The organism is Arenibaculum pallidiluteum (assembly GCF_017355985.1).
GTDB classification, from domain to species: Bacteria; Pseudomonadota; Alphaproteobacteria; order Azospirillales; family Azospirillaceae; genus Arenibaculum; species Arenibaculum pallidiluteum.
In genome coordinates this window covers 184,514-198,121 of the sequence record NZ_JAFIQU010000001.1, presented here as the reverse complement: position 1 = coordinate 198,121, position 13,608 = coordinate 184,514, and the positions used below count along the sequence as shown (strand labels likewise).

The following is a 13,608-nucleotide window of genomic DNA, read 5'->3' as shown; positions in this document are numbered from 1 at the left end:
AGGCGCACGAAGCCAATGGCCCGTGCGCCTGGAAGCGAAGCCGGGTTCACCGCGAACCCGGATGGCGTCAGGCGGCCTTCATAGCCTTCTTGTTCACGTCGTCGATGGCGATCTTGTTCAGCAGCTCGTCGGTCTGCTTCTCCTCGGCCAGGGTCTGCTCCAGCAGCTTGGCGACCTCGGTCTCGCCCAGCGCGTTCGCATAGGCATGGACCGTGCCGTAGGACGCGATCTCGTAGTGCTCCATCTTCTGGGCAGCGGCGATCAGGGCCGCGTCCATGAGCTCGGGCGACAGGTCCTGCTCCATCACCTCCTTGGCCTCCTCGACCAAGCCCTCCATGGCGTGGCAGAGCTTGCCGCGGGCCGCCACGCCCAGCGCCTCGAAGGCCTGCTGCAGCCGCTCGACCTGGCCTTCCGTCTGCTCGGCATGGGTCTGCAGGGCTTGCTTCAGCTTGTCGCTGCTGACCTTGCGCATCAGCTTCGGATAGGCCCGGAGCGCCTGCTTCTCGGCGTGGTAGATGTCGCGAAGCTCCTCGATCAGGAGGTCGCGCATGGACTTCGGCTGAGCCATGGTGGGTCCCTTCGGTCGGTTTCGGGTTGGTCCCGGGACAACAGGGGCCCCGCCGGCCGGTTCCTATTCCTCGCGGAGGTATCCGGGCGCGCCCGGCTCCCCCGACGGGCTTGCCGAGGAAGACTCGCGGGGGGCTCTCCACGCGCAGTGCGCCCCCTTCCGCACTTGCGGCGGACCGCCCGAAGGGGCCATCGTCGACGGCGCGAACGGATGGATGGCATGCCCCAAGGAAAGGCAAGGACGGCCCTGGCGACACTGGTGGTCGGGGAGGATTACAGACAGGCGTTCGACCGGCTCTACAGGCCGGGATGGGAGGCCTACTGCGCCCGCCACGGCATGGCGCTCGTCGTGCTCGGCCGGCTGCTCGATCCGGCCGCCGATCTCGGCCGCAAGTCTATACACTGGCAGAAGCTGCTGGTGGCCTCGGAGCCCGAACTTGCGGGTTTCGAGCGGGTTGTCTGGGTCGATGCCGACATCATGATCAACGCGGCCGTGGCGCCGGACATCACGGAGGGCGTTCCGGAGGACCGGATCGGCGTCGTCGACGCCACGCCCTGGATGACGGCGCGCGACGACGTCTTCAACCGCTATGCCCGCTTCCTGCTGCTCGACCACCTGCGCATGGCGCCCAAGCGTCGGCGCGGCGTCGACTACGACATCATCGTCGTCGCGGACATGACCATACCCGACATGTACCGGCTGAAGGGCTTCGCCGATCCCGTGGACCGCTATGTGAACTCCGGTGTCTTCGTCTGCTCGCCGGCACGGCACGGCGCCTTCCTTCAGGGCGTCTACGAGGCCTACGACCGGGACGTCTGGGACTTCGAGAACTCCGCCTTCAGCTACGAACTGCTGCGCGCGGGGCTAGCCCATTTCCTGGACCCGCGCTTCAATCTGGTTTGGACCTGGCACGCCTCCGAGCACTACCCGTTCCTGTTCGACCATGACCGCTGCACGGCCGAGCCGGGCCTGGTCGGCTGGTGCGTCAACACGGCCTTCCGGAACGCCTACTTCCTGCACCTTGCAGGCGGCATGTCCAAGGCCGTGGCCGAGCTGGTTGATCCAAGGGCCGCCAACATCGCCGAGCTGGTGATGCCGAACTACGCCGAGGCGGCCTCCGGCATCGCGCTCGTATCCTGCGCCGAGGCCGAGCGGGCCCTGGCCGAGCGGCGGGACCGGCGGCTCCTCTGGGGCTTCTAGGCCGCGGGTTCCTGGTCCCTGCCGAATTCAGCCCATCGAGCCATCCTGCTCTTAAGGCGTAGCGCGGAGCACTGCGTCTGCGCCCGACGCGTGCTTGAACGATGCGGCACGCCGTCCCGTTTCGCGATTCGTGAGCAACGGCGCGGAGCGGATCCCCATGACGGCCGAGCGGATCAAGGAGTACGAGACCTTGTACCAGTATGCGATCTCGGACCAGATCGAGCCATTGCGCCTCGCCCAGATGCTGCTCGACCGCGAGTTCGCGGCCTATTGCCGCCTGCGTCGCAACGGGCTCAGGGGCATACGCCTCGCCGCGTGAGCGGCCGCGCCGAATGGTTAATTAGCAAAGGAACTTGTTCACTTTTCGTTCCCGTGCCAGCATGGACGCATGGAACGAGAGCGGATGTCACGGGACGTGCTGATCGAGATCATCGCCTACGCGCTCTGGAAGCACCTGGACCTCCGGCCGCGCCGGCGCTCGCTGGACGACGCGCGTCTTTGGGCCCGGCAGGTCGTCGATCATATGGAGCTGTCGCGCGTAGAGGCCTTCCAGGGCCCGCCCGCGCGGCCGCATTCGATCCCATGAGCACGGCTCTGACAGGGACGGCTACCATTAGTGCCCTGCGCATCGGGGCGGATGCGGGGGCGTTCCGGCTCGGTGCCGCGGTGCGGGTCGGCGGGCGGCAGGGGACGGTGGTCGCGCGGACGCTGGCGCGCGTGCTCTACGACGTGCGCTTTGCCGACGGCAGCATCCTGCGCTATCTCGGGCGGGGCGAGGTCGAGCCCGCACCCGGCGCCTGACGGGAGGCTCGGCTGCCGCAGACTGCCGCCAGGACGGCAATACCCGCGCTAGAGCGGAGCGCGGTCTGGTGCGGACACCAGGTCGAGCGAATCCGCTCCGGTTTCGACGGGCTGGGAGCGATTCGAGGTTCAAGGCGAACATCGAGCCGCTCCAGGCGCGGTGGGGGGGCGATTGCGCCACGCCGGCTATTTCGCGGCCTTCAAGTTCCGGTCGCCTTCATGAACCGGTCGATGGCGCCGCGAAGCTGGCGCGGGGTCACCGGCTTGTGCATGAGGCCAAAGCCATGCCGGGCGGCGTCGCGCTGGCATTCGGGGCCCGTCTCGCCGGTCACGACGATGCCCGGGATCGCGACGTCGAAGAGCTCGCGGATCGCCATGATCGCGTTCGTGCCCACCTCGCCATTCCGCAGCCGGTAGTCGGCGATCACCACGTCGGGCTTGCGATGCCCCTCGCGCAGCCTCTCCAGCGCCTCGCCGGGAGAGGCCGCACCCAGGACCTCGTATCCCCACTCCTTCAGGATTTCCTGGAGGCCGAGCAGCACGATGGCGTCATCGTCTATCACAACCGCAAGCCGGCCCTCCTCCAGCGGCGCCTGGGCCTCGGGCACGCGGACGGGCATTCCCGCCGGGACCTGCGCCGCGATGGGAACCGCGATGCTGAAGGTCGAACCGCGGCCGACCTCCGACCGGACCGTGACGGGATGGCCAAGCAGGCGCCCGATGCGCTCCACGATCGACAGGCCGAGCCCGAGCCCCTGGCTGCGGTCCCTCTCCCGGTTCCCGACCTGGTGGAACTCCTCGAAGATCTGGGTGATCTCGCCGGTCGGGATGCCGATCCCGGTATCCGCGACATCGATGTGCAGCAGGTCGCCCTCGGGGTGGTAGCGGATCTCCACATGGCCTTCGGCCGTGTAGCGGATCGCGTTCTCGACGAGATTGCGGAGAACGCGGCCGAGCAGCACGCGATCGCTGCGGATATGGAAGGGGCAGGGCGGCGTCCGCCAGTCCAGGCCCTTGGCCCGCGCGACCGGCGCGTAGCTGGCGGTGATATGGTCGAGCAGCATCGCCAGTGGGAAAACCTCGACCGTCGGCTGGACGACCCCGGCATCCAGTCGCGACACGTCCAGGAGACTGTCCAGCAGCGACTTCAGCGCGTCCAGGGCATGTTCCAGGTGCTGGAGAGCGTTCAAGCCCCTCTCGCCCTCGACATGCCCGCGCAGCGCCCCGGTGAACAGGAAGAGCGACTGCATGGGCTGACGCAGGTCGTGGCTGGCCGAGGCCAGGAACCGTGTCTTGGTCACCGCCGCCTGCTCGGCCTCCTCCTTGGCCACGCGCAGCATCCGCTCCGCCTGGAAGCGCTCGGTGATGTCCTCGACGACGACCACGACGCCGATCGGCTTCCAGTCGGCATCGTGCACCGGAAGAGCGGAGTTCAGGACCGTCTTCCGGGTCCTGTCCGAGCATTCGATCTCGATCACCGCGTTCAGCGATGTCTCGCCCCGGGCGAGCGCCCGCGCGGCCGGCCAGTCCCGGGGCTCCAGTCGCCTTCCGGTGTCCGCCCACCAGGCCCTACAATCGGCGAAGGGCTCCTTGCCGGCCTCGTGCGACCCGCCCCAGATCCGCAGCGCGGCGGCGTTGGCCCGGAGGATTCGGCCCCCGTCCCCGATCACGAAGACGCCCACCGGCAGCGTCTCCATCACCCGGTCCAGCAGCACCTGCTGGCGCCTCAGGTCCTCTGCGAGGCGCCGGCGCTCCGTAACATCCTGGAAATACACCGCGAGACCGGTCGGCGACGGGAAGGCGCGGACCGCATACCACCGGTCCTTTCCGGGCTCCGCCGCCTCGAACTCGACCGGCACCTGCTCGGCCGCCGCGCGATGGAGCTCGTTCCAGAAGACCGTTCCGACCACCTCGGGGAAGGCTTGCCACAGAACCCTCCCGATCAGGTCCTGATCTCCGGCGATCTGCCGTCGCGCCCTGGGATTGATGAAGGTCACGCGCCATTCGCGGTCGAGCTCGAAGACGCTGTCGGTCGTGCTGTCGAGGATGGCCGCCGAGCGCTGCTCGGCCGCCGCCGCAGCCTCGAGCGCGAGGACTCGGCGCTCCGCCGTTTCCCGCCGTGCGTAGGAGCGCGCGACGAACCACCCGAGCGCCAGCGCGGCGGCCAGCGCCGCGCTGCCACCGCCGATTACGGCGAGGCTCGTTCGCCGCACCGAAGCTTCGACGTCGCTGGCGGGTGCCCCCAGCACGACGGTCCAACCGGTCGCGGCCGAGAGGGCGGCCGTCGTGTAGACCCGGACGCCGTGCAGCGTCCGTCCGAAGAAGAAGGGGGCGCCGCTGTGCAAGCCCTCGAGCACGGACCCGCCCGGGGGCATGCCGATGTTGGGGTCCAGCGGGTCGTCCGACAGCGTCCGCGCGATCAGCCGCTCGTCGCCGTCCAGAACGGCAAGAGCCCATCCGGATGGCAGGCCCTGGTCCCGAAGCGCGCGGTTGACGGCCCATGCCCGGACATGTGCCGTCAGGACATGCGAGACGCCGGCTTCGCCGAAGACGGGGACGCTGACGGGGAAGGATGGCTCCCGGCCCTGTCCGGGCTCGGCCTGGACGCCGCCGACCCGCGTCTCGCCGGAGCTGACCACGGCGTCGCCCCGGTCGGCGTTGAAGCCGAAGACACCTCGCCGTGCTTCGATGTCAGGCAGGAAGGTTCGCGTGCGGCCGGCCCTGTCCCGGATCTCGAGCGCGAACCAGTCCGGCCGGCCGTGGAGTGCGCGACGCGCCCGGTCGGCGATGGCGGCTTCGTCGTCGATGTCCAGGGTCCACGCGGTGCCGAGCATCTCGAGCGCGCTCCTGGCCTCCGATACCCGCTCCTCGACCACGCGGACCGAGGCGGAGGCGGCATGCCGAAGGAAATCCTCGACGGACCTCTGCTGCTGATTACCCACCATTACGATCATGGCCGCCGCGAAAACAACCAGCGGCAGGGTGCTTGCGACAGCGACCCACGGAAGGCGGAGCCGCCTCGCCGATCCAGGACCGTCGGCAGCCATAAGTATCAGCCGAGCCTCCTTCGTCCGACCCTTCCAAGCAGACATCAACCAAGCCAGCCGTTTCGGAAAGGCAGCCTCACCCATTAACCCCGTGTCCCGGAAGCTGGACGGACGCAAGCTGACCCGCGCCCTCCGACGCCGGAAGCTGTTCCTGCTCCTGGGCCAATTGAACAGTGAGATGGATCTTTGCGCATGCCGGGACGGTCTGTCCAAGGTGGTCTGCAGGGGGCGGTCCGCCGCGAGCCGAATCGGTCGAAGGAATGAAGAAATTTTTCTCCCTCTTGCTGGCGGTGCTTGCCGTGATCCCGGTCGCCGTCCCCGCCGCGGCGGAGAGCGCGCTGGACCGTGTGCGGCGCACGGGCGAGGTGCGCCTCGGCTATGCCATCGAACCACCCTTCGCGTTCCGCACGCCCGCAGGACGGCTGACGGGGGCGGGACCCGAGGTGGCGCGGCGTGTCTTCGCCGCCATGGGTGTTGAAAGGGTCCAGGCGGTGGAGGCCGAGTTCGGGTCCTTGATCCGCGATCTCAGGATCGGTCGCGTCGACGTGATCGCCGCCGGCATGGCCATCGTTCCGGAACGCTGCCGCGAGGTGATCTTCTCGGAGCCGTTCTTCCTCGCCGGAACCGGCTTCGCCGTGCGCCCCGGCAATCCGAGAAGGCTACACGGCTTCCGCGCGGTGGCGGCGGATCCGACGGTCCGGCTCGGCGTCGTCGCCGGGGCGCAGGAGATCGAGCAAGCCCGGGCGAGCGGCGTCGCCGAGAGCCAGCTCGTGATCTTTCCCGATGCCGCCACTGCGGCCGCAGGCGTCCGGGCCGGCCGGGTGGACGCCTATGCGGCCACGGCCATCACCGTCCAGGATCTGGTCCAGCGCAACCCGCGGCAGATCGAGCGCGCGCAGCCCTTCGACGAGCCGGCGACGCCAGGCCGGGCCTACGGGGATCACGGTGCCTACGCCTTCCGCCCCGGGGATGCCGAACTGCGCGATGCGTTCAACCGGCACCTCGCGGATCTGCTGCGAAGCCCTGATTACCTGGAGCTGACCGCGCCTTTCGGCTTCACGGCATCCCAGATCCCGCGGCGGACCATGGCCGAACTGTGCGCCGGGAGCCCGGCGCTGGTCCGGTAAAGCGGTTTGAGGTTCGCTCTGAACCTCAAACCGCTTCCAGTTCATTGGTCTCTGAGCGGCGCCGCGTTGAGCCGGATGGCGTCCTTCAGGGTCTCCTGCACCAAGGGCCGGAGGACCGAGTAGACGCCGAGGGCGTCGGTCGACACCGAGATGCTGAACGTGACGGGATGGGAGCGCAGGACCGTTCCCCCGAGGATGGAGGAGGTCGGGCCCTCGGACTCGCCTTGTCTCGCCGTGGCCAGGATCATCATGTCGTCGTTCTGGAACAGGACCGCGCCTTGCCCGAGGTCACCGAGAACCTCGACGCTGGTGAGATCGCCCTTCGGCTTGCCGAGCCGTCGCCTGGCTTCGGTCACCGCTTCATCGAAGGTCTTCCAAGGCGCTCCCCGGACAAGTGCCCTCATGTGGTCGCGGCGCGTCAGCTCGGGCACTCCGGAGGAGCCGGATTGCTCGGGGACCTGCACCGACCAGGTCGCCACGCTGGAAATGCCGCCGGGGGCTCCGGCACGGGCCGCCTCGAGCTCCTCGCAATCGAAGGCCAGCAGGAGAAGCTGGCCGTCCACGTTGGCCTCCTGCATGGCGTTGAATATGAGAGCTTCCTCCGGCTTCCCGCGGTCGGCGACGCAAAGACCTTTCGGGACCGGCAGGTCGAGCACGACCGGGCCTACCTGCACCTGGTGGGCCGGTGCCGGCGTGGGGGTCAGCCAGGCGGTCACGGCAGCGGCAAGGGTCGTCAGGATCCGCATGGCAGGCGCTCCTCGGACGGCGTTTTCCCGATTTAGCTAATAATTGCACGGGAATTCGGAGAAGTCTACACGCTTAGATTGCCGAGCCATGGGCCCGGTCGCGATTTCCTGACGCCAAGGCGCTCGCACACCCCTTCCGGTCGTGGTGGCCTCCGCCGGTTCCGCCGAGGATGATCGATGCTGCGCATTCCTGATTGCGCGCGAGCCGCCCGCGTCGTGGTTCTGGCGGGGGCGGCGCTGCTGTCGGGATGCAAGACGCTGGAGCCGCCGCCGCTGACGGTCGCGAAGCCTGAGGAACGCTTCCAGGTTCTCCATTCCGCCACCTTTCCCGAGAAGGCGCAGACCTTCATGGGGCGGCGGATGCAGGACGGCATGTTCCAGGAGAGCATGGCCGCCTTTGCGGAGGGCGCGGTGTTCGAGGGGGGCTATCTGGCTGCGCCGCCGCTACACTATTTTCGAACTGACGAGCACAACGTCGAGAGCTTCGCGAAGATCTGGAGGCGTTTCGCCACAGGAGCGTACACGCCAGGGCGCGCGCGAACCATTGCGACGGCCCTGGGCAGCAAGCCGGTCCATTGCGTGGCGTCGCCCCGCGAAGACTGCGCCATATGGAACTGGCTCCTGGCACCAGTCGACGGAATGCAGGACCTCTTCGGCAAGCGCGTCACGGGATACCTCTGCGTCGCCGCTCCCGCGCGGCTTTTCGACGATCAGATCGAACGGACGCTCGCCGGATATGGTGTCCGTGGCCTCGGCCTTCCCCCGCCGCCCGGCGAAGCCGGGCAGCCGTCCGCGTCCACAGCTTCGTGGTGCGGGGTCTTCCGGCCCGGGAACAAGGATTGCCTGCGGGCCGAGGCCGAGGACCACCATGAATGCCTCCTATCGATGGCGTCCGCCTATTCCGACCGGGCCTACAACATCTGCCGCAACGGAAAACTGTCCAAGAGGCGCGGGACCGCAGTGCCGCCCGGACCGATCGAGATCGTTCGCTGCGACTTTTCCGGGGTGGTGATCAACATGAACCGCATCACCTGCATCCAGCATGCTGGGACCGGCCTGCCTTAGATTCCGGCACACCGCGGCGGTCGGCATCGCCAGCCTGCGGGAGCGTTCGCGCCGGATCCCCCGCGTGGGCAGCGGCCGCAGCCGCGCGGATAGGTGCACGACATCACCTGGACCCGCGATCGTCGGAGCATCCTAGTTCGGTCTGGACGTGTCGAGCATGGCGCGAACTGTATCTATGATCCGGCCGGGAGCGAATGGCTTCGCCAGGACCGGCACGCCTGCAGATCTGAGCCGCGCCAGATCGTCCTTGCCGTTCGCGCCTGCATACCCCGTCATCGCTACGATCGGCAGATGGGGTTGCGATTTGCGCAGGGCATCGAAGAGCGCAAAACCATTCATCTCCGGCATCATGATGTCTGTGAGCACCAGGTCGACCGGGATTTTCTGAACGACTGCCAGCGCCTCGACACCGTTGCGAGCCACAGCGACATCGAAGCCGGCGTCACGCAGCTCCTGTTCGATGACCCACGCAAGAAGCGCTTCGTCCTCGGCCACGAGGATGGATGGCATTCGGTGAGGTTCAGCCGGGCTATCCATGGACGGAAGATTGCGCCGCATGGGGCTGATTTCAATAGCTCGGGGTCCCATTCTGGAAACGACGTGACCGCAACACGGGCCGTGCGGAACCGACCAACGGGACGGCCGCACCTCACGCGGGCAATGAGGTTCGATCACTACCCACGCTGATGGCTTGCTGCGCCGCATCAAGAGCGGCTCTAAGCGAATGGTAGGAAAGCGGCTTTGGCAGCAGGGCGAAGCAAGCGAGCTTTGCCGCGGGCGAAACCATGTCGAGGTTCGCCGTTATGATGATCGGCAGAAGGCGATGCGCCTGGGAAAGCTCCACGGCAACGGCATTTCCCGTCACGCCGTCGGCGAGCCTCAGGTCGACGAGCGCAACATCTGCATCGACATTGGCTGCCAGCTTCAATGCGGCAGATGCGCTGGCCGCAGTGCCGACACATTCATGCCCGGCCTCTTTGAGCACGGCTTGATAACCGAGGGCGATCAAGGCGTCGTCTTCAACAATTAGAACCCGCATCGCGAGGCTTCCTTCACGCCTTCAGTCAGGCAGCGTAAGGTCCGTCAAGCGCGCGGCATCTTGATCCAGATCAATCTGCGCAGACCCGCAGCGGGTTTCTCCGGGGTACCAGTACGGAACGCAAGCAGCGCATCCGGCCCTTGGCCTTGGAGCCATGCAGTGGCTCTTCCAGCCAGGGTCGGATCAGGCTGACGGGTTCCGAGCCCTACCATCTCGTGCGGTGCGCCGATGGTTTCGCCTGTCCGCGTGCCTGATGAGCTTCCAAGCCTGCCGGGCTTCCGGCTGAGCGCCTGCCCGTGATGTGCAGTTCGACCTATCAGCAGATGCGCGGAGGAGCAGGAGATGGGCGGAGCCAGTCCCAAGGCGAGTTCCGATTTGTGCCGAAACGCGTCGTGCACGTCGGCGCGGACTGCGCCGCAGCTCCGACCCCTGATTTCCTGGAAAAGGCGTGACGTCTGTCACTGCGTCGGAATGGTGGGCGCGGTAGGGATTGAACCTACGACCCCCGCCGTGTGAAGGCGATGCTCTCCCGCTGAGCTACGCGCCCATTCCGGTGGCGCCGCGTGGGCGCCGGGAGCGCCTGATTTAGGCGGAGGGCGCATGGCTGTCAAGCGCTAGTTCCCAGGGGACGAGCCCCCATCTCTGGGGTGGTTTCCATTCATTAACCCTTGCTGCCGGACGATGTCAGTGCCCCTGACATCTGCCGGGAGGGCCCCTCGCGTTGCTGTCCCGCTTCCGCCCCTCAAGAGCTCTGCGCGCCGCGGCCGCGGCGCTCGCGCTTCTGTCGCTGCCGGCCCTGGCCACCGCGCCGCGGGCCGAGACGGTCCAGGCCGCGGCGGTCGCGGCGGTTCCTGCGCCGCCAGGCGTCGGCGGAACCGCGTCCATGCGCGCGCCCGAGCGCCTGCGCCTGGACTACGGCATCCATCTCGGCGGGATCCGGGCGCTGACGGCGCGCCTGGACTTGGCGCTGGCGCCCACGGGCTACGGCATCGACCTCGACATCCAGCCCGTCGGGCTGTTCCGGGCCCTGGCGCCCTGGCGGTCCTCCGCCGTCGTCTCGGGGGCTCTCGTCTCGGGGGAGCCGGTCCCGGACTCGGCGGCCCCGTCCAGGGGCATCGGCGCGAGCCCGCTGGAGCCGCGCTCCTACCGTCTGACCGACAGCTGGCGCGGCGATGCCAAGATCGTGACCCTTTCCTATGATGGCCGCGGCGGGGTCGAGGCGATGACCGAGCCCCGTCGCGAGGATGAGCGCAGCGAGGACGAGCGCGTCCCGGTGGAGCTGACCCGCGACACCTACGACCCGCTGAGTGCGCTGCTCGCACTGGTCGCGCGGACCGCCGGCGGGCAGGCCTGCGATTCGGCGGTGCCGGTTTATGACGGCCGCCGCCGGTACGAGATGCGGCTGGTGCCGCGCGGCACGCAGGAGATCGCGAAGACCAGCCATTCCGTCTTCGGCGGCCCCGCGCAGCGTTGCGAGGTCCGCCAGACGCTGGTCGCCGGCAAGCCCTGGAAAAAGCGCGTCTTCGATCCCGAAGCCTCGCGCCGCACGCCGCCGGCCCTGCTGGTGGCGCCGCTCGCGCCCGGCTCCATGCCGGTGCCGGTGCGCATCGAGATGGAGAGCGCGCTGGGAACGCTGGTGGTCACGCTGGAGAACGTCGACCGCACGGTCCAGACGGCCGAACTGCCGGAGCCAGCCGCGGGGCCCGCGCCGGTGCCGCAGGGCGGACAGGACTGAAGGGCGGCACCCCGCCTCAGCCGCGGCGGGGCAGGGCCTCGAGCGCCGCGGGCAGGTCGGCGAAGCCGTCGATCACCAGGTCGGCGCCGAGATCGGCCACCGGCATGCGGGGATAGCCGTAGCTGACCGCCACCACCGGCATTCCCGCGCCGCGGGCCGCCTTCACGTCGTTCAGCCCGTCGCCCACCATGGCGGCCTGCGCCGGGGGCACGCCCAGCAGCTCCGCCACATGGGCGGGATGGCGGCCGTCGGGCTTGCGCCAGGGCAGGGTGTCGCCGCCCGCGAAGGCGTCGATCAGCGAGGCGAGGCCGAGCTGCTCCAGCACCAGCTCGGTGACCCGCTCGGCCTTGTTGGTGCAGATCCCGATGCGCATGCCCCGCCCGCGCAGGAGCCGCAGCGTCGCCTCGACCCCGGGATAGATGCTCTCGCGTCGCGCCGGCTCGGCCGCGAGGTCGTCGAGGTATTCCTCGAGCACAGCCCGCTCCGCCTCGGGCGAGAGCGGCGCTCCGGTCGCCGCGAAGGCCGCTCCCAGGAGGCTCAGCGCGCCGTCCCCCACCATCATGCGGACCTGATCGCCGGATACCGGCCGACGGCCGTGGCGGGCCAGCAGGCGGTTCAGCGCCGCGCCGATCTCGGGCGCGCTGTCGATCAGGGTACCGTCGAGATCGAGCACGACCGCCTGGGGCAGGGACATCAAGGGCTCCGAAGAAAGTCTCACTTGGGGTGCGGCCCGCGACTGTGGCATTGAAACGGCCCGCCCGCCACCCGCAACCGCGGAGTCCGTCCCGAGATGACGCCAGCGCCGACCTCGCCCGCCCGCCCGCTCGCCTTCATCATCCTCGCCGCCGGGAAGGGGACGCGGATGCGCTCGGAGATGCCCAAGGTGCTGCACCGGGTCGCCGGCGTCCCGATGGTGGGCCACGCCCTGGCCGCCGCCCGGGCGCTGGAGCCCGAGCGCATCGTCGTGGTGGTCGGGCCCGGCATGCCGGAAGTCGAGGCGACGGTGGCGCCTCATCCGACCGTGGTCCAGCACAGCCAGGCGGGCACGGGCGATGCGGTCCGCGCCGCGCGCGGCGCGCTGGAGGGCTTCTTCGGCGACGTGATCGTCCTGTTCGGCGACACGCCCCTGGTCACGCCGGCGACGCTGGGCGCCCTGCGGGCGGCCCGCGACGCGGCCGAGGACCCGGCCGTGGTGGTCCTCGGCATGCGCCCGCGCGACCCCGGGGCCTATGGCCGGCTGGTGGCCAACGGGCGCGGCGAGCTCGAGGCGATCGTCGAGTACCTGGACGCGACCGAGGCGCAGCGCGCGATCACCCTGTGCAACGCGGGGCTGATGGCTTTCGACGGCGCGCGCATGTGGCAGCTTCTGGACGCCATCGGCAATGCCAACGCGAAGGGCGAGTACTACCTGACCGACGCGGTCACCGTCGCCCGGTCCCGGGGGTTCGCCTGCCGCGTCGTCGAGGCGGCCGAGGAGGAGGTGGTGGGCGTCAACTCCCGCGCGGACCTCGCCGAGGCCGAGCGGCTGCTCCAGGCCCGGCTGCGCCGGCAGGCCATGGAGGCCGGCGCCACGCTGACCGATCCCGGGACCGTCTGGTTCAGCGCCGACACGCGGGTGGGCCGCGACGTGGTGATCGGGCCCAACACCTTCTTCGGGCCCGGCGTCGAGATCGGCGATCGGGTGGAGATCAGGGGCTTCTGCCATTTCGAGGGCGTCAGGATCGCCGCCGGCGCACAGATCGGCCCCTTCGCCCGGCTGCGTCCCGGGGCCGAGATCGGGCCGGATGCCCATATCGGCAACTTTGTCGAGATCAAGAACGCCCGCATCGAGCAGGGCGCCAAGGTGAACCACCTGAGCTATGTCGGCGATGCGCGCGTGGGCGCGAAGGCGAACATCGGCGCGGGCACCATCACCTGCAACTACGATGGCTTCCTGAAGAGCCATACCGACATCGGCGCCGGGGCCTTCATCGGCTCGAACACGGCGCTGGTGGCTCCGATCGCGGTGGGCGACGGCGCCATCGTGGGCGCGGGGAGCGTGCTCACGCAGGATGTGCCAGCCCAGGCGCTGGCCGTCGCGCGCGGCAGGCAGCGGGTGATCGAGGACTGGGCCATTTCGTTCCGCAAGCGCAAGGAAGCGGAGAAGGCGGCCCGCAGGAAGTGACGGCCCGCAGGCGGCCGGCCGACCCGTCCCGCTGGCGCATGGCGCGGAAGCCGGTCTAGGATCAGGCGGCGCGGGCCGGTCTGTAAGGGCGCGGCCCGTGCGTCCGCGCGCCAGGA

General features: G+C 69.1%; 14 protein-coding genes and 1 tRNA gene. 8 read left to right on the top strand and 7 right to left on the bottom strand.

Annotated elements, in window-relative coordinates; translation table 11 throughout:
- Positions 1–67 precede the first annotated feature (67 nt).
- A complete protein-coding gene (locus JUB13_RS00960; RefSeq protein ID WP_207476412.1) occupies positions 68–568 on the bottom strand; it encodes a YciE/YciF ferroxidase family protein in 501 nt (166 codons plus the stop codon).
- Positions 569–787: 219 nt separating this feature from the next.
- Here JUB13_RS00960 and JUB13_RS00955 point away from each other — a divergent pair, with 219 nt between their 5' ends.
- The 4 genes from JUB13_RS00955 (at position 788) to JUB13_RS00940 (ending at position 2,569) form a co-directional block, all read left to right on the top strand.
- Positions 788–1,768 carry a hypothetical protein gene (locus JUB13_RS00955; protein ID WP_207476410.1) on the top strand — a complete coding sequence of 327 codons (981 nt, stop codon included), beginning with the start codon at positions 788–790 and terminating at the stop codon, positions 1,766–1,768.
- A gap of 157 nt (positions 1,769–1,925) precedes the next feature.
- Complete coding sequence (locus JUB13_RS00950; protein ID WP_207476409.1) at positions 1,926–2,087, top strand: hypothetical protein; 162 nt, start codon at positions 1,926–1,928, stop codon at positions 2,085–2,087.
- Positions 2,088–2,171: 84 nt separating this feature from the next.
- Positions 2,172–2,354: a hypothetical protein gene (locus JUB13_RS00945; protein ID WP_207476407.1), complete on the top strand. Its 183-nt coding sequence runs from the start codon at positions 2,172–2,174 to the stop codon at positions 2,352–2,354.
- Entirely contained in the window at positions 2,351–2,569 is a 219-nt protein-coding gene (locus JUB13_RS00940; protein ID WP_207476405.1) for a hypothetical protein, read from the top strand. Before JUB13_RS00945 ends, JUB13_RS00940 begins: the two co-directional genes overlap by 4 nt.
- Before the next feature lie 200 nt (positions 2,570–2,769).
- Here JUB13_RS00940 and JUB13_RS00935 read toward each other — a convergent pair whose 3' ends face one another.
- Entirely contained in the window at positions 2,770–5,523 is a 2,754-nt protein-coding gene (locus JUB13_RS00935) for a hybrid sensor histidine kinase/response regulator (protein ID WP_236024643.1), read from the bottom strand.
- A 353-nt stretch (positions 5,524–5,876) separates the two neighbouring features.
- On the opposite strand from JUB13_RS00935, the gene ehuB reads away from it, so the two are divergent.
- Complete coding sequence (ehuB, locus tag JUB13_RS00930) at positions 5,877–6,743, top strand: ectoine/hydroxyectoine ABC transporter substrate-binding protein EhuB (protein ID WP_207476403.1); 867 nt, start codon at positions 5,877–5,879, stop codon at positions 6,741–6,743.
- Between the two features lie 41 nt (positions 6,744–6,784).
- Here ehuB and JUB13_RS00925 read toward each other — a convergent pair whose 3' ends face one another.
- Entirely contained in the window at positions 6,785–7,489 is a 705-nt protein-coding gene (locus JUB13_RS00925) for a hypothetical protein (RefSeq protein ID WP_207476401.1), read from the bottom strand.
- A gap of 177 nt (positions 7,490–7,666) precedes the next feature.
- Between JUB13_RS00925 and JUB13_RS00920 the strand changes: the two genes are divergently transcribed.
- The gene (locus tag JUB13_RS00920; RefSeq protein ID WP_207476400.1) at positions 7,667–8,554 is read left to right on the top strand and encodes a hypothetical protein; all 888 of its coding nucleotides are present in this window, start codon (positions 7,667–7,669) and stop codon (positions 8,552–8,554) included.
- Positions 8,555–8,686: 132 nt separating this feature from the next.
- Here JUB13_RS00920 and JUB13_RS00915 read toward each other — a convergent pair whose 3' ends face one another.
- The 3 genes from JUB13_RS00915 to JUB13_RS00905 all read right to left on the bottom strand — a co-directional run bounded on the left by JUB13_RS00915 (position 8,687) and on the right by JUB13_RS00905 (position 10,140).
- Positions 8,687–9,064, bottom strand: a complete 378-nt coding sequence (locus tag JUB13_RS00915) for a response regulator (RefSeq protein WP_207476398.1) — start codon at positions 9,062–9,064, stop codon at positions 8,687–8,689.
- A 139-nt stretch (positions 9,065–9,203) separates the two neighbouring features.
- On the bottom strand, positions 9,204–9,593 hold the full coding sequence (locus JUB13_RS00910) for a response regulator (RefSeq protein ID WP_207476395.1): 390 nt from the start codon (positions 9,591–9,593) through the stop codon (positions 9,204–9,206).
- A 472-nt stretch (positions 9,594–10,065) separates the two neighbouring features.
- A tRNA-Val gene (locus tag JUB13_RS00905) sits at positions 10,066–10,140 on the bottom strand.
- A 174-nt stretch (positions 10,141–10,314) separates the two neighbouring features.
- Between JUB13_RS00905 and JUB13_RS00900 the strand changes: the two genes are divergently transcribed.
- On the top strand, positions 10,315–11,328 hold the full coding sequence (locus JUB13_RS00900) for a DUF3108 domain-containing protein (protein ID WP_207476393.1): 1,014 nt from the start codon (positions 10,315–10,317) through the stop codon (positions 11,326–11,328).
- A gap of 16 nt (positions 11,329–11,344) precedes the next feature.
- Here JUB13_RS00900 and JUB13_RS00895 read toward each other — a convergent pair whose 3' ends face one another.
- Entirely contained in the window at positions 11,345–12,022 is a 678-nt protein-coding gene (locus tag JUB13_RS00895; protein ID WP_207476392.1) for an HAD-IA family hydrolase, read from the bottom strand.
- A gap of 96 nt (positions 12,023–12,118) precedes the next feature.
- Here JUB13_RS00895 and glmU point away from each other — a divergent pair, with 96 nt between their 5' ends.
- Positions 12,119–13,492: a bifunctional UDP-N-acetylglucosamine diphosphorylase/glucosamine-1-phosphate N-acetyltransferase GlmU gene (gene glmU, locus JUB13_RS00890; RefSeq protein ID WP_207476390.1), complete on the top strand. Its 1,374-nt coding sequence runs from the start codon at positions 12,119–12,121 to the stop codon at positions 13,490–13,492.
- Positions 13,493–13,608: the final 116 nt, after the last annotated feature.